The sequence below is a fragment of the Pseudoalteromonas sp. S327 genome, assembly GCF_005886415.1.
Taxonomy (GTDB): Bacteria; Pseudomonadota; Gammaproteobacteria; order Enterobacterales; family Alteromonadaceae; genus Pseudoalteromonas; species Pseudoalteromonas atlantica.
On record NZ_PNDP01000030.1, the window covers coordinates 20,691 to 43,002 of the forward strand.

Here is a 22,312-nt window from a genome sequence, read left to right on the forward strand (position 1 = left end):
AAAAGCATGGTAGAGCAGCTCGTTTTAACAGGCATTATGCTTACCTTAGTTGGGTGCCTTTTTGGCACCCGCATTAATCCAGCATGGTTATTTGTAAGTGCTATTGGTACGGGTTATTTAACAGGCCTGATTGACCTTGAAAGCATGTTAGTAAACTACGCAAACCCGTCGCTCATTACCCTCGTATTATTAGTGCTGGTTTCAATCGCTATTGAAAAAACCACACTCATACAACAGCTTTCCCAATCGTTATCTAAAGGGAGCTTAGTAAAGTCGGTAACAAAGCTTGGTTTATCAACCGCGTTTTTATCGTCATTTACTAACAATACCGCGGTTGTGGCATCGCTTATCACCGCCATAAAAGACAACCCAAATCATTCACCCTCAAAGCTACTATTACCGCTGTCGTACACCGCTATATTAGGCGGCACCATTACACTTATTGGTACATCAACCAATTTAATAGTGAACGGTTTTGCCGTAGATGCAGGCATGGCGCCACTGGGCTTTTTCGATTTTACCTTAGTGGGCATTGGCGCATTAAGTGTGGGCCTCATTACTATTTTAGTGATGCTCAAATACCTGCCCGACAACGGCAAAAACACACAAGAGGTTATTCCCTTTTACTTAGAGGGAAAAGTGCAGGCAGACTCTAAACTTATTGGCCGCACCGTAGAAGAAAACGGCCTACGCGATTTAAAAGATTTATTTCTCGCCGAAATTATTCGTGGCGATGAGCGTATATACGCAGTAACCCCTCAGCAAATTATTAGACAAAACGACGTACTGCTGTTTGTTGGCGATATTAAATCGGTGCCCTTATTAAGACGCTTTGACGGATTAAAAGTGGTGCACGACAACCACGAAAAAGACATAGAACACTTAGTTGAAGTGGTTGTAAGCCAATCATCAAAGTTTATTGGCAAAACCGTAAAAGAGGCGCGTTTTAGAGAGCAGTTTCATGCCGCTGTTATTGCCATTCGCCGAGGGCACGACCGCTTACAAGGCGGCCTTGGGCAAGTGCAATTGCAAGCCGGCGACTCCTTAATACTCGCCCCAGGTAAAAACTTTTACTCTTTACCTAATTTAAACCGCGAATTTGTGTATATATCGGGGTTTGATTTACAAACACATCTAAAACCTAAACAATCTAATATTGTATTGGCAGGCTTTGCCGCCGTGTTAGGGTTAAGCATTGTAGGTATAGTTCCTTTAGTAAAAGGCCTGCTGGTGTTACTCATTGGCTTATTGCTTAGCGGTACAGTTAAACTGAGCGAAGTAAAACGTCGCTTTCCCATTGAGCTACTCGCCGTTGTAGGCAGTGCCATAGGGCTTGCTAAATTAATGATAGAAACCGGGCTTGCCGGGCAAATATCAGATGCCCTATTTATGGTACTAGGTGATTTTGGCCCTTATGGCGCGTTTATCGCCATATTTTTAATGACCGTATTATTCACCGAGCTTATTACTAATAATGCCGCAGCAGCGCTTTCATTCCCTGTGGCTTACTCGCTAGCAGTGGGTTTTAATGTAGACCCACTACCCTTTATTATGGCGGTAGCGTTTGGTGCATCAGCCAGTTTTATATCGCCGTTTGGGTATCAAACAAACCTTATGGTTTACAGCGCGGGTAACTACCGCTTAAAAGATTACATAACAATGGGCTTGCCCCTTTCTATTATTTATTCAATCACGGTATTAACCTTGATCCCGCTCGTATTTCCTTTTTAATACGGGCGCTTACAGTACAAGAGACACACCACTATGGATGAAAATATTGTTTGGCATAACTACGCAATCACAAAAGCACAACGTAGTGAGCAAAAAAAACATAAACCGGCCATTTTATGGTTTACCGGTTTTTCTGGCTCTGGCAAAAGCACCGTAGCCAACGCATTAGAAGCGGCGCTTAATCAGCAAGGTGCGCACACTTACCTGCTTGATGGCGACAACGTACGTCACGGCTTATGTAAAGACCTTGGCTTTAGCGACGAAGACCGCATCGAAAACATACGCCGCGTTGGCGAAACCGCCAAACTAATGACCGATGCCGGCCTATTAGTGCTTACCGCGTTTATCTCGCCATTTAGAGCAGAGCGCGACATGGTGCGCAGCCTAGTCGATGACGGCGAGTTTATTGAAGTATTTATAGATACCCCGCTTGATGTATGCGAAAGCCGCGATCCTAAAGGCTTATACAAAAAAGCCCGCGCAGGTGAGATTAAACACTTTACCGGTATCGACTCAAGCTACGAAGTACCCAACAACCCAGAAATAATTTTAGATACCAGTAAAAACACCCTAGACCAATCGGTTACACAACTGATAACGTATCTAAAACAAAAGCATATTATAGGTTAACCCCAATGAACCAAACCGAGCTACTAGAAGAAACCCTCATCCTTGCCCGCAAAGCAGGCCAAGCCATAATGGGGATTTACGAAAAGGACTTTAACGTTGAATACAAAGCCGATGAAAGCCCAGTAACCGACGCCGACTTAGCAGCTCATAAAGTCATTGTGACAGGGCTAAAACAGCTCACGCCCGACACACCTATACTTAGCGAAGAAAGCGCTGATATAAGCTGGGACATTCGTCAAACATGGAAAAGCTACTGGTTAGTAGACCCAATCGACGGCACTAAAGAGTTTATTAAAAAGAACGGCGAATTTACCGTAAATATAGCCCTAATCGAAAACGGCAAACCCGTGCTTGCTGTCGTTGACGCGCCCGCGCTTGGCGTATCCTACTTAGCCAGTAACGATATTGGCGCGTTTAAAGACAAAGGCGATGAGCGTATTGAACTTAAAGTAACCACCAAACCTAATAAAGGGTTAATCCGCGTGGTTGGCAGTCGCTCGCACCCATCACCCGATTTAGCCGAGTTTGTAAAACGCTTTGACGACGTTGAAATGGTCTCAAAAGGAAGCTCACTAAAATTATGCTTAGTTGCCGAAGGCAGCGCTGATATTTACCCGCGCTTAGGCCCAACCTGTGAGTGGGATACGGGAGCTGGCCATGCTATTGCTGAAATAGCCGGTGCTAAAGTCACTAAGCTCGATGGCAGCCCACTTATTTATAACACCAAAGATGAGTATTTGAATCCGTATTTTGTAGTGAGTGCGGTGGAAGAATAAAAGCTAAGAGCTTCGAGCTGTTAGCCACGAGCAGCTCAATGTAAACCTAAACACCGTAGGTTGGGTTGAGTGGAACGAAACCCAACAAGCACCCGTTGACCATCTACACTATTTCGCACTAAACAAAAACTTGTCTATCAATTGATAAAACGTATGCTTTTTACGGATAAGTTCTCTTATATCTTTATTTAGTTCAGGAGCATTTGGGATACATCTAAAATCAACTTCTTTAAAGCTCGAAATAAAATCAGTAACATCTTCGATCTTATCAGCACCTATTAAACTAACTAGTTTAATTCCAGACAGTTGAAATGAATCCAAGTCATTCTTAATGTCTTTTTTATCTTTACAACGCAAAAATGATTTTAGCAGTCCAAACAAAAGTGTAGCTGCTACTAAATCTGACTTACTAAAGGCACTTCTTAAGAGTGGAATTAACACCGTATCTAAACTGTTATCCGCTTTTAGACCCACATAACACATCAGATCACATAAGAAAGTAATATTTTTTTGTTCATTACCAAGCGGCATCATCCACTCATTTTTTATCGGTAACATTTTAAATAATGGATATAGCCATTCAAGGGTTATATTAGAAGCTATTATCTTAATAATTTCCTTATGAATATCATCCATAGCCAAGCGTTCTGATTGATCACCTCCAAGCACTGCGGATAAATCATAACCTACCGATTTTTTATGCTTATTTAAGTCATCAGCAGTAAATAATTCGCCTACGAACATAAACCTCTCAAAGCTGTATTCCCGGGTGGAGTTATAACTTAGTATTTTAGTAATCATAGGAAGTAATTTATTAAAGTCAGATTTTTTAATTTCAAAAAAAGAGCGTATATCTCGTATTATTTCTTGGTCACTACATATTTTTTGGGGAAGTGTTTCCAATACAACTCTATCTAAATAACAAACATCTCCAAAGTTTCGTCCAAAATATTGAAAGTAATTGCACGTATCATTAAGAGTTAATTCACGATGTTCTTTTTTTATTCTTGCTAAGACTTTCTCTTCTTTTATTTGACCTGAGGATATTTTAACTTGATCAGTATGCTTCTGTGCAGGTGACGTTTTATACTTTAAACCAAACATTACTTTGTAATATTCAAACATAAAGTTATCTTTATTAGTGTTGTCGTATTCACTAATTCTTTCGATGAATTCTGTAAGATCGAACCCTTGATAGCCTGAAGGATAGCTTTTATTTTGAAGTAATTGCTCAAACTTATCTGGTGAAACTTCTTTTAAAACAGTACTCATTAATAATGAGGTAAAATTAACTTCCCCCATTAATCCAGTAGGTTGCCATATTTGAGACACCCTCCTTAGAATTTTCTTTAACTTCCTTAATGAAGTTATTTTTTTATCGACTAGTTCTACTGAATTATAAAAAGGAATCTTTATTAATTCTTTTATACGCCACTTAGCTATATCTATAGTGTCAACAAACTTACCATCTTCTAAAATATAAAAACGTTTGCAGTCTTTAATTTTAGCGGCATAAACCTGATGGTAACTAATAGCAAATTCTAAAGAACTAATTATAAAGTTAGATAAAATTCTTCTAGCATCAAATGATAAAACATCCTCCCTATAATCAGTTGCCTTTGAAATAACTTCAGCGGCAACTTCATTCTCATTACCCATTACGACGATAAAGTTAATATGACTTAAACCTTTACCTTTCAGTTTATCCAAAAGTGCAGCTATATCATTCAAACGTTTTTCGTTTTCATCACCTGTTCCGCGATCGGCATCTTGCAAAGTAATCAGTAATTTATGATTTGTAACTTTTAATACTGCGTTGAGCTTTAAAAAGCTGCCCTCAATATCAACAGGGCCAGCAAGTAATGTTGAAGCGAATTGAAATACGCTCCCCCCTGATTTAAGAGCTTCGGTATAATGTTTAGGTAAGGCACGGAAAGCGCACATATCAATATACTGGCTTATATCGTCGATAATATGACTCAATACAACATGCGCAACACTGCCGCTGGCTGCGCCCCACGTTGATATATCGCTGTGTATCCATATCCCATCTGTTTTATCCGCAACCCTTAAGTCATTAGCAATAGCGTTCACAATGCTGCTTTTACCACACCCAAACGAGCCACAAAGTGCTATATGTTGAGCTAATGGTTTTTTTTGATATTCATCGCCCCCATTGATCAAACGGTTATAAATTCGGTCAGCATAAACTTGTAAGTCGGGCTCTAAATCACTTTTATGATCAATAGGTCGATCATCAGCAAACCATTTTTGAAATTCTTTTAAACTATTCAGCTCTGGATTTACTTGAATGGTTACTTCTTCATTTTCAGTAATGATGCTTGGCTGTTTACTTTGTCTATATTCATCAAATAATAAGTAAGCCGCCAATATAAAATAGCTAACGGCTAGATAAATGAAAACGTCAAAAGCAGGGGCTATATCAGCTAGGTTGACTGCAAAAATGATAAAGACTGCACTAAGAGCAACCAATACAGCAGTAAATATTGGCTTTTTGGTATAAAGCTTTATTTGATAAATCACGGTTATTAGCATGGCAATAAACGTAAGTGCTAGGTATTTTAAGCTCATAAAACTTCGTGCGTATAACGTAGCTTCATCAAGTTTTGATACTGTAGTTATTACGTACAAAGCAGTCAGAAGTAATGACACTAATACAGCAATTGTCACCGGCGGATATCGCCAGTTAAACCCAATACTGCGTTTGGGGTGCGATATATAAAACTTATCAAGCAGCAGCTTTATGCCAATACCGGCTAAAAAAGCGCTGCTGTAATGCAAAGCAGGACTCGCATTTAAAATAGCGCCTAAACTTGAATATGACTTTTGTACAAAACCGGCTTTGCTTAAAAATACAGTAATTGTTGCGACGGTAATTGCGCACAATAAAAGGGAAAGCCAGCGTGTAGCTGTAATAGGGAGAGTTTTAACTTGTGACAACTTAATATCCTTATCAATACGTTACCTTGCCAGTGTATATCAATTGAATATTATTGGATAAGCAAGTTTAATAAATAAATCCGCCTCTTGGCTTTACCGCTCGAATGGCGCTATGGCGTGTTGGGTTTCGCTTCGCTCTACCCAACCTACAACTGTGCTGGTTCGGGTATTTGTTTATTTTTACAGCGCTGTTTCGTATTCATGACACTTTTGGTGCAACGGCGTCTAATTAATTAGTCTACAACCCCCCTCAAAACATGAAAATTTTAGCTAAAAACTATATTCTTGCGCGCGATTATTATTTAAATAATGGATGAGTACACACATGACACCATCACAAGATGCAACGCTTTCAAATGCATCAACAACAGGTGAACACACACCTACTTCTAAATGGAACCTGCACGATACGCAGTGGACGTTAAGCCTTTTTGGTACCGCCGTTGGCGCGGGCATTTTATTTTTACCTATTAACATTGGTATAGGTGGTTTTTGGCCGCTTATTATTATGGCGTGTTTAGCCTTTCCAATGACCTTTTTAGCACACCGCGGCTTAGCCCGCTTTGTGTTGTCGTCTAAAAACAAAGATTCAGATTTTACTGATGTTGTTGAAGAGCACTTTGGTGTAACGGCGGGTAGATTAATCTCTTTATTATACTTTTTATCTATATTCCCCATTTTGCTTATTTACGGCGTAGGCTTAACCAATACCGTTGACAGCTTTATGGTTAACCAAATGGGCCTTGAGTCACCTTCTCGCGTGTTGCTTTCGGGCGTATTGGTTGCCGGTATGATTAGCCTAATGATGGGCGGTGAGCGTTTAATGCTACGTGCCTTTGCTATTTTGGTGTATCCGCTTGTAGGTATTTTATTTTGCTTATCGCTCTATTTAATCCCTAGCTGGCAAATGCCTGATATGAGCCTACCTGAGGCGGGCAGCTTTACTAAAACACTGTGGTTATCTATTCCTATTATTGTGTTTTCGTTTAGCCATGCGGCGGCTATTTCAAGCTTTGTGAACGTGCAGCGTGGGCATTATGGCAATCAGGCCACTAATAAGGCTGAGGCTATTTTAAAGCGCACTAGCTTACTACTTATTGTATTTGTACTGCTGTTTGTGTTTTCGTGCGTGCTTTCGCTTACTAGCGAGCAAATGGCTGCTGCTAAAGCGGCTAACGTATCGATTTTATCTTACCTTGCTAATATCACCAGTAACTCGTATATAGCGACTCTTGGGCCGCTGGTTGCCTTTATTGCGATTACGTCATCGTTTTTAGGGCACTTTTTAGGTGCACGTGAAAGCTTTACCGGTTTGGTGACTAAGCAAACCAGCTTAAGTGCAAAAGTAGCCGACAAAATTGGCGTACTCATTATGTTTTTTGCTATTTGGTTTTGTGCGGTTAAAAACCCAAGCATTTTAGACATGATGGATCAGCTCTCTGGCCCTATCATTGCGATGATTTTATTTATTATGCCAATGATTGCCGTATACAAAGTGCCTGCGCTGAGTAAATACCGCAACCGTTTAAGCACATTGTTTGTACTTGCTGTGGGCTCACTGGCCGTATGCGCGCTTATTTACAGCATGCTTAATTAAGCGAATTGCTATAAATACCCCCATAAAAAAATGGCGCTCACCGAGCGCCATTTTTAATACAACTAAATTACTTTTAAACTAATTTATTCTGCGTCTGGCAGGTTACGACCGTAGAATATTTCCTGCATTTCGCGGGTTAGTTTAGAGCGAATTTCTTCTTCTTCCTCATCCGACAGCTCATCAGTAGATAGGCCGAACAGGTAAGTGTTTAAGTCGGTTTCTTTTAACATCATTTTGGTGTGGAACAGGTTTTCTTGATACACGTTCACGTCCATCATTTGGTACGCTTCTTTGGTATCTTCTGTCATGAAGTTTTGAATCGAGTTAATTGCATGGTCAATGTAGTGTTTAACCCCGTTTACGTCGCGGGTAAAACCACGTACGCGGTAGTCAATGGTTACTACGTCTGACTCAAGGCTATGAATTAAGAAGTTTAACGCTTTAAGTGGCGAAATAATGCCACAGGTAGATACTTCAATATCAGCACGGAATGTACAAATACCATCATCAGGGTGTGCTTCTGGGTAGGTATGTACACAAATGTGGCTCTTATCTAGGTGCGCAACAACAGAATCTGGTAATGGGCCTGGCGCTTCGTCAGCATCGTAATTTTGCTGCTCTTCTACCGGCTCTTCCGAAACCAAAATAGTCACACTTGCGCCTTGTGGTTCATAATCTTGGCGCGCCACATTTAAAATGTTAGCACCAATAATATCAACAACATCACCTAGTATGTCGGTTAGTCTATCTGCACTGTACTGCTCGTCGATATATTCAATATATTCTTTACGTTGTTGCTCGGTCTTTGCGTAGCAAATGTCGTAAATACTAAAGCTTAAACTTTTGGTTAAATTATTAAAGCCATGAAGTTTAAGTTTATCGAAGGGTTTGTTCATGATAAACCAACCTATAAATTAGTGAAATCTGCACCTGCAGAATGAAAAGTTCGCGGATTTTATACGAATTTTCCTCACGGAAAAAGCGTTATTTTACCTGTTCTTGCACAACTTCGTGGCTATGGGTAATTTCTACTGTTTTATCAAGCATTAAAGCAACAGAACAATACTTTTCAGCAGAGAGCGAAACCGCACGCGCTAGGTGTTTTTCCGAGACATTATTGCCTGTAACAACAAAGTGTAAATTAATTTTAGTAAATACACGAGGTGCTGTTTCGGCGCGCTCTGAGCTTAGTTGTACTTGCACATCAGAAAAATCTTGTTTGGCTTTTTTTAAAATACTTACAACATCTACCGACGAGCAACAACCTACCGACATAAGTACCATTTCCATTGGACTTGGTGCAGCGCTGTCGCTACCGGCATCAAAAACTACATTGTGATTAGAATTAGAACGGCCAATAAAGGTGTCACCTTCAACCCATTTTACATTTGCTTGCATGTGTTTATCTCTAAAAAAATTTTGTTGATTGTATAACAATCTGCAACGATACGTGAGCGCTGAGATTAAATTTAGTGGTGTTATTAATAAGGCGAGAAGTAATAGAAGCGCAGTCATTAGGTAATACTGCGCTGTGTTAACGGGTAACGTTAAGAGGTTTGTGTTACCGCGTTATCAAATAAGTTTTTAATAAGCCCAGCAAACTCATCTATAAATGCGTGTTGTTCAACCGTAACAGGTTGTGAGGTTATGCTGCTTAGTACTTCTTGTAAGTCGTAAACAATACCGTCTACCTCGCGCACTATTTGGCTGCGTTGTTCAGTATTAAGATTAGTATGTTGTTCACAAATTAGCATAACGTTATGCGCTATTACGTCTTCTATGAGTTCCATAACGGTAGGGGCACCGGGTTTGATTTCGCCTGGCTTCTCAAATAACGCTAAATTTTGAGTTAGATACATGATCAAGTCATCGTACCCTTGCCTGTCTAAAACCATTGTGATTTTCACCTTTGAATAACTAATTGCATAGATTTAAGCAGAAAGCGCCACTAATTACTAGCTTTGCGCGATACCAATACAAAAAAAGCAGCCTAAGCTGCTTTTCTCATTCTTTATAACTATAAATAGAACAGTAATTAATCTATTTTTAAGCCTGGGCTTAGTGTTGCTGGCATCGTTACTTTTTCAAGTTCTACCGATGCTACAGGGTATGCACAGTAATCGGCTGCGTAATATGCGCTTGCTCTGTGATTTCCTGATGCGCCAATACCACCAAATGGGGCTGCACTTGATGCACCTGTAATTGGGCGGTTCCAGTTAACAATACCGGCACGAATACGGCGTAAAAAGTGATTGTAGTCGGCTTCGCTGTCGCTTAATAAACCTGCTGATAAACCAAAGCTGGTATCGTTTGCTTTATCAATTGCGTGGTCAAAGTCATCAAAGCGGAACACTTTTAATAATGGGCCAAAGTGCTCTTCATCTGGGAAATCGCTAATTGCTGAACACTCAATAATACCCGGTGTTACAAAACCAGTATTGGCTGTGTGCTCAAGCTCTACTAGTACTTCACCGCCAAGCTCAACAAGCTCGTTTTGTGCTTTTACCATGCCTGCTGCAGCCGCAGATGAGATCATAGAGCCCATAAATGGCTGATCTTCATCATCGTAGTTGCCTACTTTAATGGCTTTAGTTGCAGTGATAAGGCGCGCTAAAATATCATCGCCTTGTTGGCCTTTAGGTAAAAATACTTTACGTGCACACGTACAACGTTGGCCGCTTGAAATAAACGCCGATTGAATAATATCGTGTACCGCGGCTTTAGTATCTGCCACATCTTTAATAATCAGTGGGTTATTGCCACCCATTTCAAGCGCTAAAATTTTACCCGGCTGACCCGCAAACTGCTCATGTAAAATATGACCAGTACGCGAAGAACCTGTAAAGAATAAACCATCTATGCCTTTATGCGCAGCAAGGGCTTTACCTGTTTCTACTTCACCTTGAACAAGGTTAATTACACCGGCAGGTAAACCGGCTTTTTCCCATAGTTTAAGCGTAAGCTCAGCAACCATTGGCGTAAGCTCTGATGGCTTAAATACTACTGTGTTACCGGCTAAAAGCGCTGGCACAATGTGGCCATTAGGTAAGTGCCCTGGGAAGTTATATGGGCCAAATACGGCAACTACACCATGTGGTTTATGACGGATCATCGCACGCCCTACCGGCATAGCGTTTTCTACGTCGCCGGTGCGCTCTAAAAATGCTTTTTCAGAAATGGCAATTTTACCTACCATTGCGCCCGCTTCTGTACGCGTTTCCCACAGTGGTTTACCGGTTTCTTGGGCAATCGCAACAGCAAGTTCTTCGCTGTGCTCTTTAAGTGTTGCAGCAAAGGTTTTAACTATCTCTAGGCGCTCGTTAAAGCTTTTATCTGCCCAGCTGTAAAATGCTTCGCGCGCCGAATTTACCGCGCTATCTACTTGCTCTGCAGTCGCTGAAGATGCCTGCCAAATAACGTCGTTATTTGCAGGGTTTACTGAATTAAATGCGTCGCCTTGGCCTTGTGACCACTGACCATTAATAAATTGTGCAGGATGAGTCATTATACTTTCTCCTTAATTAGACTGGGGTTGCGCTTACGATGTCGCCCGATTGTAGCTGTAGGGCATCGGCTATTTGTTGCGATAAAATAAGGCTGCTTGCACGCTCATCAAAGCTAAGCGCTGCAACCGTTGCACGGTAATCTTCTAACTTGCCGTTAGCAAGCAGTACCATGGTATCGCCCGATGCTTCGCCTATTTCTACTTTAAAGTCTTTTGCATTACGAATAGTGGCAATGTTATCTACTTTTGCTTCTACTGTGGGGCCCGCATCAAAAATATCGACGTAACCGTTGAAGGTAAATCCTTCATTTTTTAATAGCTCAATAGCTGGGCGTGTGTTGTCGTGTACTTTACCAATCACCGCTTGAGCGTCTTTGCTAAGCAAGTTTACGTAAATTGGGTACTTTGGCATTAGTTCAGCAATAAACACTTTTTGGCCTATACCTGTTAGGTAATCGGCGGTAGGAAAGTCCATTGAGAAAAAGTGCTCTTCTAGCCACTGCCAAAACGGGCTGCTGCCGTTTTCGTCAGACACGCCGCGCATTTCTGCTATTACTGTTTGTGCAAAACGCTGCTCATGTTGTTTTATAAACATAAAGCGCGCTTTTGAAAGAAGTTTACCGTTACAGTTTTTACGATAGCCATCTTTCAAAAATAAGGTACATAGTTCTGTCGCGCCGGTGTAGTCGTTACATAGGGTTAAAATATCAACCGCTTTGTATACATCTAACGTGCGTGATGAGTGAATTACTTTACTTAAGTGGTAATGATAAAACGCATCATCAAGCCCTACTGCAGCTTCAATAGCTGAAGTACCGACTACTTCACCGGTTTCGGTATCTTCAAGAACAAACAGGTAGCCTTCGTCACCAGGTTGTGACGTTTGTTTAGCAAATGAACTTACAGAATGGTCAATTTTCTTTTGCAGTAACTCTTCGTTTAACGGCAAAGATGTAAAACCATGGCCCGATTCGTGGGCAATTTTTAATAATGCTGCGTAATCATTTTGCTGGATTGGGCGAAGGATCATCATGAGTCCGCTTGCTCCCTTATCAATAACGGTAAATAGAATATGCAGGGCAAGCAGGCTTGCCCTTAATAAGGTGGTTTAAAGCGCTTAAGCGTTTACTACGCTTGCTACTGCTTTTTCAAAACGCGCCATACCTTCGCGAATATCCGCTTCGGTGATTACTAACGATGGCGTAAAGCGTACTACATCAGCACCCGCTACAAGCGACATAAGCCCTTGCTCGGTAGCTGCTACTAAAAACTCTTTAGCACGGCCTTTGTATTGCTCGTTAACCGCTGCACCAATTAATAAACCTTGGCCACGAATTTCGCTAAACACGTTGTATTTTTCGTTTACCGCGTTAAGAAGCTCGTTAAATAATGCTGCTTTTTCTTTTACGCCCGCCAGTACTTCAGGGGTATTTACAGTATCAAATGCGGCTTCGGCTACTGCACACGCCAGTGGGTTACCACCGTAAGTAGAACCATGAGTCCCTACTTTTAAGTGCTGAGCAATCTCAGTAGTAGTTAGCATAGCGCCAATAGGGAAACCGCCGCCAAGTGCTTTAGCTGACGTTAAAATATCAGGCACTACGTTTAAACCTTGGTATGCGTATAGCTCACCAGTACGGCCAACACCTGTTTGTACTTCATCAAAAATAAGCAGTGCATTGTGTTTAGTACATAGCTCACGAACGCCTTGTGCAAATTCGTCAGTTGGCGAAATAATACCGCCCTCACCTTGCAGTGGCTCCATCATTACGGCACATGTTTTGTCGCTAATTAGCGCTTCAAATGCAGCTAGGTCATTGTAATCACAATGTACGATGTCGCCTGGCTTAGGACCAAAACCATCTGAGTATGCAGCTTGCCCGCCTACGGTTACGGTAAAGAACGTACGACCGTGAAAGCCTTTGTTAAATGAGATAATTTGTGATTTTTCAGCACCAAATTTATCAAGTGCAAAACGACGAGCTAATTTAAGCGCAGCTTCGTTTGCTTCTGCGCCTGAGTTTGCAAAGTAAACTTTTTCAGCAAAGGTCGCATCGACCATTTTTTTAGCTAAACGCAGCGCAGGCTCGTTAGTCATTACGTTTGATAGGTGCCAAATTTTTTCGCCTTGCTCTTTTAATGCACCTACTAATGCAGGATGGCAATGGCCAAGACAGTTAACAGCAATACCACCGGCAAAGTCGATAAATTCTTTACCTTGTTGATCCCATACGCGAGAGCCTTCGCCTCGAACAGGAATAACGCTTGAAGGCGCGTAGTTAGGAACCATTACGTGATCAAATAATTCGCGATTGACTGTCATTTTTTTTCCTCTTAATTGTGAGCAACACAAAACATCAAAATAGGTGTTTGGTTATAAATGTAACCAAGATATTTACGCACTAAATAGCAAAAGGTTGAGCGTAAAACTGCCTTGTGGTTCAATTTTCAGGCGCTCATTATTTCAGATATTTGTGGTGCTGTCTCGTTAAAAACTTTCATGCAGGCCTTTAAAATAAAGGCCTTGGGATATTATTTCATAGATAGTGAATAACTATCTGCATAGAAAATAAATGCCATTTTTTAATACTTATGCGCCTGCGCAGTGAGTCGCGCCTTACATTAAGCGCTTAAAGCGAGGTGTGCTTGGGGAGATGTTAATGAATGAATAGTCGCAAAAAAATTAACAAAAAATTCAATAGTTAATGAAAATTTGCCGCCACCAACGGCAATTTACCGATATAAGGACCAGCGAGTAAGCTGCTTTTTAGTCAATTTGAATAGCAAGGTTGGTAAAATTGCTTATTTCGAGGGCTTTTAGCTCATTTTTAGTGAATTGGTGATACGAAAACCACGCCTGCATTTCATCTTGTTCAATAAGTTGGTGCTGTTTTAGATTTAAATACTGCGAATAGCATCGCGCTTTAAGCATGACTTCACTCATAGGGAAAACATCACTACTTTGCTCAATACCATGAACAAGTTGCGCCATGACATGATTAAACGGCAAAAACTTAAAAGCCATTTTTCGAATAACTTTAGCACTTAACTCAAGCGACTTATTACTTAACAACGTGGTTAAAAATAAGGGATCTGGCTTTAGCTCCATCAATGCCGTGTGTAAATCTTTTTGCTGTGCTTCGCGTGCTATTTGCACTTTGCGTTGCCATACCTGTTCAAAGGTTTTTAAGTACAAGCGTACTAAGGCTATGCGCCCTACATCTATAAGCATGCCCAGTGTAAACGCATGTACAGGGTTTACATCGTTAAGCTCTGCAATTTTTTGCGCCGCAATTGCATTGGCCATGGCGGCATCGCGCAGGCGGCGTTTTAATAATGGAAATGGCTCTGTGCTGTGTGGCATCCAATGGCGCATAGCAAAAGTAGGAATTACCAATTGTAAGTTATCAAGGCCAATATAGCGCAGTGCAAGTGCGGGGCTGTCTACTTTAACTGAGGTACTTTTGCTGCGCTGCTTTCGGTAGTAAGGCAGGTTTACCAATGACACTAATTCGCGGCCAAGCCAACTAGAATCATTTACCAATGGCTCTAAACGCCCAACACTTGCCGACTTAACCGCCAGTATATCAAGCATGGTAGCAACGTTATCTTCTATGCCTATGGTGTTTTGAATAACAGCATCCATATCTTCTAATTGCTTAAATATGGCTGTTTCTATTACTTTATGAAGTTGTTTGCTCGCTTGTGCTCGGTACTTATGATGCGCGGTGCTACTTTGCTGGCGTTTATGCTGTGCGGCAACTTCTACTTCTAATAAAGTGCGTTGCTTCATTGGTTCGCCATAATCAATTTCCAGCGTATGAATAAAGCCAATTTGTTGATGTGCAAAAATATGGCCAAGCAGCAAGTCGTGAGCACGCTGGTCAAGCATTGAGGCTATTCGCTTTTGCGACGCAAGTTCAGTCATAAAGTCCATTCAGTATAAGTATTACCATTCGGTGGTTACTGTAAGGTTAGAAGCGAGATAAAAAGTTAGCAAGCAATTCGAGCCCTTGAGTTGTTAAAATAGCCTCGGGATGAAATTGCACGCCTTCAAGAGCAAGCTCTGTGTGAAGTAGCCCCATAATTTCGTCAAACTCACCTTGCTCGGTTTGGCTCCATGCGGTAATGGCTAATTCACTCGGTAAACTGTGTTTTTCGACCACCAGCGAGTGATAACGACACACAGTAAGCGGGTTTTCTAAACCGGTAAATACCCCTTTATTATTATGAACAATAGGTGAGGTTTTACCATGCATGACTTGCTTAGCACGTATAACCTTGCCCCCTAGCGCTTGCGCGATGGTTTGATGCCCTAAGCAAATACCCAAAATAGGGTAAATGCCTTTTAGCTGCTCAACGACATTGAGTGACACACCCGCTTCGTTTGGCGTACAAGGCCCCGGAGAAATAACAATATGCTTGGGGTTAAGTTGCTTAATTTGCGCAACAGATATTTCGTCATTACGCTTTACCAGCACCTCTTGGTTTAAGCGCTGAAAGTATTGTACTAGGTTATAAGTAAACGAATCGTAGTTGTCGATCATCAACAGCATTACACAACGACCTTATTTAATAATGTAGTGCTCTTTGCTCACATGTGTGGCTTGTAAAATGAGCGATAGAAGCTTTTATAAGGCCATTCTATCACTAATAATTACCCAACATACATTAGCAAAACGCCTTAAAAACTTACGCCTTTAGCTAAAAATGCTTCAAATTCGTTTGCTGGTATTGGCCGGCTTAACAAGTACCCTTGAATTAGGTCGCAGTTATACTCTTTTAGTTTTTCAAGTTGGGCATGCTCTTCTACGCCTTCGGCGATAATATCGAGCCCTAAGTTTTTAGCTAATTGGCAAATACTCAATACTAAAGCCTGATCCCGTGTGTCTGTCGCCATATTGCGCACAAACGACTGATCTATTTTTAATTTATTAACCGGAAAACGCTGTAAGTAACCCAGCGACGAATAGCCCGTACCAAAGTCATCAATTGATAAGCTAATACCCAGTGCACTCAGCGCCTGCAGTACTGAAATACCAAACTCTTCATCGTCCATAATGGCGGTTTCGGTAATTTCTAGCTCAATTAAATGCGCGGGCACGTTAAAATGCGCCAACCGCTGTTTTATGCTTTGCACAAAGTCTTGCTGTGTAAATTGTCTTGCCGATATATTAATAGCCAAGCGGATATTTAAGTTTTGCTGATGCCATTTTTTAGCTTGGGCAAAGGCACTATCGAGTATCCATTCACCTAATGGCAATATAAACCCGCTGTGCTCGGCAATAGGAATAAACTGCGCCGGAGAGACAAACTTCCCATTATCAAACCACCTAATTAAACATTCGCAGCTGTTTATGGTTTGCGATTTAAGGTGCATTTTAGGCTGAAAATAAAGCTCAAACTGCTGCTTTTCAATGGCGGTATCAAGGCGCCGAGCAATATGCAGCTGCTGTGCATGCTTAACTCCGCTTTCGGTATCAAAATAAGCGTAGGGAATATTACGTTTTACTGCCTCTTCTAAAGCAATATTGGCGTGCAGTAGAAGCGTTTTATAGTTATTACTAGTTGGGTAGCGTGTTACACCGCAGTTAAAGCTCATGCGCATTTCACCGTACGGTGTGCTAATAGCTTGGCTTAAACGGCTTTGTACGCCTTTGAGTAAGTCATCTAGGGTTGTTGAGCAATCTTGCTCGGTATAAATAACCACAAAGTTTGCATCGGCAATGTGATAAAAGGTCAGTTTGTTTTTGCTTTTTAACTGCTGAGAAAATTTATTAGCGCTGTGCGATAAGTGCATAGCAAAGGCATTTATACACTCGTTAGCGCCCGATAAACCATATTGCTCAAGCAATAGCTTAAAGTGGCTTACATCAATCAGCATTAAACTAAAAGGCTGCTCAAGCGAAATTAGCTCATTGGTGTATGTTTCTAAACTGGCTTGGTTTGGCAACTTTGAATACGGGTGATGAAAGGCTAAATACTCTAATGAGCGCTCTGCCTCAAATTGCTCTGTTACATCGCGTATGTGTATATCAAAGGCATCTATTTCTTGCAGCCAATGTATTTGGTAAGTGAGGTAATGGTTATCTAGCTGTGTATAAAAACGCTCAACATGACTAGCCGACTGCTTAGTGTCTATTAGTTGCTGCTTTATATTAGGGCTTAGTAATGCAATGGGCGTGCTATGTTTATCGCTTACGTACGCTTTATGCATAGCAATAGCGGCAGGGTTACAGTAGTTAAGCTCAAGGCTGGCGCTTAAACTCACAATTGGGTTAGGGTTGCGCGTTGGAAATAGCGCTAAACGTTCGTTACGGGCACTAAGCTTTATAAATTTAGATGCGTAACGCCCTGTATAAATGCTTACCAGCACTATGGCAAACGTAAACAAAAACACAATATTGACTGTGGTGTGCAGGTTGCTTTCGGTGTCTTTGTAGCCGCTATCAACCGCATTTGAAATAACCGTTTCTGCATTTGTTAAGTGCCCCATCACTTGGGCTTGCAGTTCGGTGAGTTGCTCTAGTTGCTCTCTGGCTAAATCCCAACTAGTGCTGCTGCTTGATAGGTTTTCGTGTAATTTAAGTGCTAAGTCTAAACCACTTTTAAACTCATCACTTAAGCTGCTTTCTAGCGCTAATGTGCTGTGGTTTTGATCTAGGTTTTTTATCAGCGCAAGTATACGTACATGATTCTCTAAAAAGTCGATTAAATAAAGTTCACGTTTACTCGTTGCGTAATACTCATATAATAAGCGCTCTTGCTTTACTAGGTAGGTTTCGATTAATCGAATATCGCGTAGCGCCGGAATTTGTTGTTCCATTAAGGTCGATGAGGTGCGCTTAATGGTTTCTGCCTGATAATAAACCATCGCAGACAGTACACAGCCTACCAGCACAATACCGATATAAAACTGCTTAGCTTTACTGGCAAATTTATTAGTGAATATTTTCATATAAACGCTTGCTCTGACCCCAAAACATTAACAACTCATTTTAAAACGTAATTATATACGATTAATAAAAGCACTATTGTTTATATTTGGTTATAAAAAAAGATGTACAAACGTTAATCAGGCGGGCATAAAAAAGAAAGAGGCCGGCGAGGATGCCGGCCGTAATGATACCAATCCGCAATAATACTTAATCATTTTCAGGGGCTAAACGTGTCGCTATCTACGTTAAAATTCTCATTTAGAGCAACTAAATAGCGAATTTTTTGCCTTGCTATCAACACGCTTTTCCATCCTCAAAATAGATCACTTAATTATGCGGATTGGTATAATTTATTGTACAGAAATAACAACTTTACCCATAGCTTGGCCACTTGCTAAGCGGTCATGCGCTTTAGCTGCTTCTTCTAAGCTAAAGTCTTGCTCATCAAGTACTGGGCGCATACCGCCTGCTTCAACAATTTGCGTAAGTTTAGTAAGTTTGTCGCCGTGGTCTTGACGGTTAAAGTCGTGGATCATTGGAATAAGCATAAAGATTACGTTTAACGATAACCCTTTAAAGTGTACTGGGCTTAAATCTACTTCTAATAAAGAAAGCGTTGTAGATACCTGTGCATTTAGCTTTGCTGCAGCAAATGAGTTAGTCAGGTTACCACCACCTACGGTGTCAAATACCATGTCAAAACCAACGTTGCTTGTGTGTTTTTCAACGTACTGCTCTACGGTTTCATCTTTAAAGTTTATGCCTGTAGCGCCAAAGCTTTCTATTAGTGCTAGTTGCTCTGCGTTACCGCCAGTTGAGTAAACATCAGCGCCAAAATGCTTAGCTAGTTGTACTGCTAAATGGCCTACACCACCTGCGCCGCCGTGTACTAATACTTTTTGGCCTGCACTTACACTTGCACGTGTTAAGCCTTCAAGTGCTGTAATACCTACAAGTGGAATAGCGGCTGCTTCTTTCATGCTTAGGTTTTTAGGTTTGTGAGCAATTAAGCGCTTATCAGCAAGAATAAACTCAGCAAGTGCACCTGGTAAATCGCCTAGGCCACCAGCACAACCATATACTTCATCACCTACTGCAAAGTCTGTTACGCCTTCGCCAACAGCTTCAACGGTGCCTGCAAAGTCCATCCCTAAAATGCCTGGTAGTTTTGGAGCAAAGGGTAAGTCAGCACCCATTTGACGAATCATCATATCAATTGTATTTACGCTTGTTGCGGCAATACGAACTAACACATTACCTGCTGTTACTTGTGGTTTTGCAACCTCAGCTGCTACAAACTCTTCGGTGCCACCAAAATTATTAATTGTCATTGCTTTCATGGGTATTGCCTCTGTTATCTGTTGATAAGTAATTATGTAATGAAGCTTCATTCTAGACACACCCTTTACAAATGATAATAAGGCTAAACACACAATCAGTTTCAAAATAATATTTATAATAGAGTTTAAAAATCACTCTATCACTGTTTAAAAGTAGGCATTAAACAAAATCCTACCCAGTCGCTGCGCTATACCAATTTAAGCTAGCTATGGTTGATTTATTATTGTCTAAGCCCCAGAGTAATATATGAAAAGGTAGTAATTCACTTAAGTAACTCATTTATCCTACTAAGGAGCGAATATGTTAGGCGAAGACCACTCACTTACCAATGACTTTCCACAGTACCTAAATACCATTGCAGAGCTAAATAAAAGCGACACAGAATTTGCTAAAAAGGCAGATAAATACGACAAGCTAGATAAAGAAATTCGTGTTTTAGAGCTTAAAGATGCGCCCATTAGCGATGAGCAAATGAATCAACTAAAACATGAGCGTTCAGAATTAAAAGATTGGTTGTACGAGCGTTTACAACAAGAGTAATGTTGCACGCAAAAAAAGAGTTCACCGTTAGGTGAACTCTTCGACGATCAACAAAGGGTAAAACATTTAAAGCACATATCGGCTTTATAAAAAACAACTAGGCTTTATAAGGCATGTGTGAAATCTTTTCGCGTTAATTTGCTACTAGCTATCAGCATTTAGCTGAGCAAGCAGGCTATCTAACGTATCAACTAACTGCTGATTTTTAGCAGGGTTGAGCGCATCTGGATGTGGCGGTGCAAAGCGCTCTGCATCGTTATCGAAATAAAGGCCAGTGGCATCTTTAAATTCGTCACTTAATGCGGCGCGGCAAAAAATATCAGCGCCTAGTTTTAAGTCGCCACCAGCAAGCCCGTAAGCATCTTTTACCATTTTACTACCTAGTAACGACTTAGGGTTTACCGCAACAACTAACGGCCCGTTACCTTTAAGTGCTAAACCTAAGTGACGCGACCACATAGTAATAGCCAATTTGCTTTGCGCGTAGGCTGCGCTATCTGATAGCGGCTTTTTGCCCACTAACGAGTCAAAGTTAACGCTGGTTTGTGCAGCCGATGACACGTTAACCACACGTGATTGCGTGTTCATTACAGGCAGTAACGCTTTAGTAAGTAAATAAGGCGCTAACGTATTAACTGCAAACCGTGCATCTAGCCCATTTACAGTAGTGATATTTGCCAATTTATAAACACCGGCGTTATTAATAACTACATCAAGTATTTCATTCGCGTTTTGTAAGTCGGCTAACACTGACTGAGCCAAGGTGTTTACTTGCGCCATATCGCTTAAATCGGCAATGTAGGTGGCTGTGCTTGCTTGCGGGTAATCAGCGTTTAAGCTTGCTTGTACAGTATTTAACTTGTCCTGGTTGCGGCCATGTAATAATACAGTATGCCCTTGCGCTAACAACATTTTAGCGGTCTCTAGGCCAATACCGTCGGTGGCACCGGTTAATAAAATTGTTTTTTTCATGTTGAACGTTCCTTTTTGTATTAAGACTTTGGCCATTGCATTAACGACAAATTACACACGCATTAGCTCACTGCTATTTATTAATAGTACCACCACTTTTAGCGACTAATAATTAGTGGCTCAGTAGAATCAGTTTATAGAATTAATTGATAAACCTATGCGCCCTTATTAAGTAGGTATAGCCATTGTGCCTTTGCTTGGGTAAATTTTAAGCGTTTATTTGAAATAACGGGCAATCATAACTATTGTTTTTAAATTACCTTAATAGTAGTATTTATCATATAAATACACTTTTCGAGAAAACACATGAAAGTTTTAGTTACAGGCGGTATGGGTTATATAGGTAGCCACACTTGTATTGCCCTCCATGAGGCAGGCATTACCCCAGTTATTTACGACAACTTATCTAACGCAAGCCCCCGTGTGCTTGATCAACTCGAAAAAATTACCGGCACCCGTTTTGAGTTTATTTTAGGTGACATTCAAGACGAGCAGCAGTTTAAACTTGCCCTTAAACACAGCCAAGCTGAGGCTGTATTTCACTTTGCAGCACTTAAAGCGGTAGGTGAATCAACCGAGCAACCACTGCGTTATTACCAAAACAATGTGTCGGGCACATTAAGCATGCTACAAAACATGCAAGAGGTAGGCGTTAACCATATTATATTTAGCTCATCGGCCACTGTGTACGGCGAGCCAGACTACCTACCTATTGATGAAAAACACCCTATACGCGCTACTAACCCTTACGGTTGGACCAAAGTTATGGTTGAACAAGCCATGCAAGACGTATGTAATGCCAACAGCCAATTTATGGGCATTGCTCTTCGCTACTTTAACCCTGTTGGTGCGCACCCAAGCGGCTTATTAGGCGAAAGCCCAAATGGTATCCCCAATAACTTAATGCCATTTATTGCTCAAACTGCGGTAGGTAAACGCGAAGTGGTTAATATTTTTGGTGACGACTACGACACCAAAGATGGCACCGGCGTGCGCGACTATATTCACGTTTTAGATTTAGCTAAGGGCCATGTAGCGGCCTTTATGCAACATAAAACAGATACCGCCTTTCATGCATACAACCTAGGCACAGGCCAAGGTTATTCGGTGCTTGATATGATCAAAGCATTTAGCGCATCAGCCAGTAAAGATATTCCTTATAAAAGTGCACCGCGCCGTGCAGGCGATATTGCCTGTAATTACGCCGATGCCACAAAAGCACAAACCACCCTTAACTGGCACGCAGAACTAACACTGAGCGACATGACCAACGACACATGGCGCTGGCAAACTAATTACCCAAGTGGGTTGGAGAGTTAAC

At 41.2% G+C, this 22,312-nt stretch carries 18 protein-coding genes; 6 read left to right on the forward strand and 12 right to left on the reverse strand.

The window, feature by feature from the left end; all coding sequences use genetic code 11:
• Positions 1–6: 6 nt before the first annotated feature.
• From CWB60_RS09165 to cysQ, 3 genes are read left to right on the forward strand one after another with little or no spacing between them, the layout of a single operon-like run.
• Positions 7–1,731 (forward strand): SLC13 family permease, encoded by a 1,725-nt coding sequence (locus tag CWB60_RS09165; RefSeq protein WP_054983400.1) that lies wholly within the window; start codon positions 7–9, stop codon positions 1,729–1,731.
• Positions 1,732–1,764: 33 nt separating this feature from the next.
• Positions 1,765–2,361, forward strand: a complete 597-nt coding sequence (gene cysC / locus CWB60_RS09170) for an adenylyl-sulfate kinase (RefSeq protein WP_138578023.1) — start codon at positions 1,765–1,767, stop codon at positions 2,359–2,361.
• A gap of 5 nt (positions 2,362–2,366) precedes the next feature.
• Complete coding sequence (cysQ, locus tag CWB60_RS09175) at positions 2,367–3,137, forward strand: 3'(2'),5'-bisphosphate nucleotidase CysQ (RefSeq protein WP_024032039.1); 771 nt, start codon at positions 2,367–2,369, stop codon at positions 3,135–3,137.
• Positions 3,138–3,245: 108 nt separating this feature from the next.
• Here cysQ and CWB60_RS09180 read toward each other — a convergent pair whose 3' ends face one another.
• Entirely contained in the window at positions 3,246–6,098 is a 2,853-nt protein-coding gene (locus tag CWB60_RS09180) for a hypothetical protein (protein WP_138578025.1), read from the reverse strand.
• Positions 6,099–6,423: 325 nt separating this feature from the next.
• On the opposite strand from CWB60_RS09180, the gene CWB60_RS09185 reads away from it, so the two are divergent.
• The gene (locus CWB60_RS09185; RefSeq protein WP_004588194.1) at positions 6,424–7,695 is read left to right on the forward strand and encodes an aromatic amino acid transport family protein; all 1,272 of its coding nucleotides are present in this window, start codon (positions 6,424–6,426) and stop codon (positions 7,693–7,695) included.
• Positions 7,696–7,778: 83 nt separating this feature from the next.
• On the opposite strand, the gene speD is transcribed toward CWB60_RS09185, so the two are convergent.
• From speD to CWB60_RS09235, 10 genes are all read right to left on the reverse strand, one after another.
• Complete coding sequence (speD, locus tag CWB60_RS09190) at positions 7,779–8,591, reverse strand: adenosylmethionine decarboxylase (protein WP_004588193.1); 813 nt, start codon at positions 8,589–8,591, stop codon at positions 7,779–7,781.
• An 88-nt stretch (positions 8,592–8,679) separates the two neighbouring features.
• Entirely contained in the window at positions 8,680–9,093 is a 414-nt protein-coding gene (locus tag CWB60_RS09195) for an OsmC family protein (protein WP_004588192.1), read from the reverse strand.
• Between the two features lie 149 nt (positions 9,094–9,242).
• Positions 9,243–9,590: a DUF3802 family protein gene (locus CWB60_RS09200; protein ID WP_004588191.1), complete on the reverse strand. Its 348-nt coding sequence runs from the start codon at positions 9,588–9,590 to the stop codon at positions 9,243–9,245.
• Between the two features lie 140 nt (positions 9,591–9,730).
• Positions 9,731–11,200: a succinylglutamate-semialdehyde dehydrogenase gene (gene astD / locus CWB60_RS09205; RefSeq protein WP_138578027.1), complete on the reverse strand. Its 1,470-nt coding sequence runs from the start codon at positions 11,198–11,200 to the stop codon at positions 9,731–9,733.
• A gap of 16 nt (positions 11,201–11,216) precedes the next feature.
• Positions 11,217–12,233, reverse strand: coding sequence for an arginine N-succinyltransferase (astA, locus tag CWB60_RS09210; RefSeq protein ID WP_138578029.1), 1,017 nt, complete (start codon positions 12,231–12,233; stop codon positions 11,217–11,219).
• Positions 12,234–12,317: 84 nt separating this feature from the next.
• Entirely contained in the window at positions 12,318–13,523 is a 1,206-nt protein-coding gene (locus CWB60_RS09215) for an aspartate aminotransferase family protein (protein ID WP_004588188.1), read from the reverse strand.
• A 444-nt stretch (positions 13,524–13,967) separates the two neighbouring features.
• Positions 13,968–15,128, reverse strand: coding sequence for an HDOD domain-containing protein (locus CWB60_RS09220; RefSeq protein WP_138578031.1), 1,161 nt, complete (start codon positions 15,126–15,128; stop codon positions 13,968–13,970).
• 46 nt (positions 15,129–15,174) lie between these two features.
• Positions 15,175–15,756, reverse strand: a complete 582-nt coding sequence (locus CWB60_RS09225; protein ID WP_004588186.1) for an anthranilate synthase component II — start codon at positions 15,754–15,756, stop codon at positions 15,175–15,177.
• Positions 15,757–15,884: 128 nt separating this feature from the next.
• On the reverse strand, positions 15,885–18,158 hold the full coding sequence (locus CWB60_RS09230) for a putative bifunctional diguanylate cyclase/phosphodiesterase (protein WP_138578033.1): 2,274 nt from the start codon (positions 18,156–18,158) through the stop codon (positions 15,885–15,887).
• Positions 18,159–18,488: 330 nt separating this feature from the next.
• On the reverse strand, positions 18,489–19,478 hold the full coding sequence (locus tag CWB60_RS09235; RefSeq protein WP_024032031.1) for a zinc-dependent alcohol dehydrogenase family protein: 990 nt from the start codon (positions 19,476–19,478) through the stop codon (positions 18,489–18,491).
• Positions 19,479–19,779: 301 nt separating this feature from the next.
• On the opposite strand from CWB60_RS09235, the gene CWB60_RS09240 reads away from it, so the two are divergent.
• Positions 19,780–20,019 carry an HP1242/YdcH family protein gene (locus tag CWB60_RS09240; RefSeq protein ID WP_004588182.1) on the forward strand — a complete coding sequence of 80 codons (240 nt, stop codon included), beginning with the start codon at positions 19,780–19,782 and terminating at the stop codon, positions 20,017–20,019.
• A 144-nt stretch (positions 20,020–20,163) separates the two neighbouring features.
• Here the strand turns inward: CWB60_RS09240 and CWB60_RS09245 are convergent, their stop codons facing one another.
• Entirely contained in the window at positions 20,164–20,991 is an 828-nt protein-coding gene (locus tag CWB60_RS09245) for an SDR family NAD(P)-dependent oxidoreductase (protein WP_138578035.1), read from the reverse strand.
• Positions 20,992–21,297: 306 nt separating this feature from the next.
• Between CWB60_RS09245 and galE the strand changes: the two genes are divergently transcribed.
• Positions 21,298–22,311: a UDP-glucose 4-epimerase GalE gene (galE, locus tag CWB60_RS09250; RefSeq protein WP_138578037.1), complete on the forward strand. Its 1,014-nt coding sequence runs from the start codon at positions 21,298–21,300 to the stop codon at positions 22,309–22,311.
• Position 22,312: the final 1 nt, after the last annotated feature.

Excerpts from the sequence above, each read along its gene's own strand:
- astD (WP_138578027.1), bottom strand. The coding sequence starts at position 11,200 with ATGACTCATCCTGCACAATTTATTAATGGTCAGTGGTCACAAGGCCAA.
- cysQ (WP_024032039.1), top strand. The coding sequence starts at position 2,367 with ATGAACCAAACCGAGCTACTAGAAGAAACCCTCATCCTTGCCCGCAAA.
- CWB60_RS09225 (WP_004588186.1), bottom strand. The coding sequence starts at position 15,756 with ATGCTGTTGATGATCGACAACTACGATTCGTTTACTTATAACCTAGTA.
- CWB60_RS09240 (WP_004588182.1), top strand. The coding sequence starts at position 19,780 with ATGTTAGGCGAAGACCACTCACTTACCAATGACTTTCCACAGTACCTA.
- CWB60_RS09235 (WP_024032031.1), bottom strand. The coding sequence starts at position 19,478 with ATGAAAGCAATGACAATTAATAATTTTGGTGGCACCGAAGAGTTTGTA.
- galE (WP_138578037.1), top strand. The coding sequence starts at position 21,298 with ATGAAAGTTTTAGTTACAGGCGGTATGGGTTATATAGGTAGCCACACT.
- cysC (WP_138578023.1), top strand. The coding sequence starts at position 1,765 with ATGGATGAAAATATTGTTTGGCATAACTACGCAATCACAAAAGCACAA.
- astA (WP_138578029.1), bottom strand. The coding sequence starts at position 12,233 with ATGATGATCCTTCGCCCAATCCAGCAAAATGATTACGCAGCATTATTA.
- CWB60_RS09195 (WP_004588192.1), bottom strand. The coding sequence starts at position 9,093 with ATGCAAGCAAATGTAAAATGGGTTGAAGGTGACACCTTTATTGGCCGT.
- CWB60_RS09185 (WP_004588194.1), top strand. The coding sequence starts at position 6,424 with ATGACACCATCACAAGATGCAACGCTTTCAAATGCATCAACAACAGGT.
- CWB60_RS09215 (WP_004588188.1), bottom strand. The coding sequence starts at position 13,523 with ATGACAGTCAATCGCGAATTATTTGATCACGTAATGGTTCCTAACTAC.
- CWB60_RS09245 (WP_138578035.1), bottom strand. The coding sequence starts at position 20,991 with ATGAAAAAAACAATTTTATTAACCGGTGCCACCGACGGTATTGGCCTA.
- CWB60_RS09200 (WP_004588191.1), bottom strand. The coding sequence starts at position 9,590 with ATGGTTTTAGACAGGCAAGGGTACGATGACTTGATCATGTATCTAACT.
- CWB60_RS09165 (WP_054983400.1), top strand. The coding sequence starts at position 7 with ATGGTAGAGCAGCTCGTTTTAACAGGCATTATGCTTACCTTAGTTGGG.
- speD (WP_004588193.1), bottom strand. The coding sequence starts at position 8,591 with ATGAACAAACCCTTCGATAAACTTAAACTTCATGGCTTTAATAATTTA.
- CWB60_RS09220 (WP_138578031.1), bottom strand. The coding sequence starts at position 15,128 with ATGACTGAACTTGCGTCGCAAAAGCGAATAGCCTCAATGCTTGACCAG.
- CWB60_RS09230 (WP_138578033.1), bottom strand. The coding sequence starts at position 18,158 with ATGAAAATATTCACTAATAAATTTGCCAGTAAAGCTAAGCAGTTTTAT.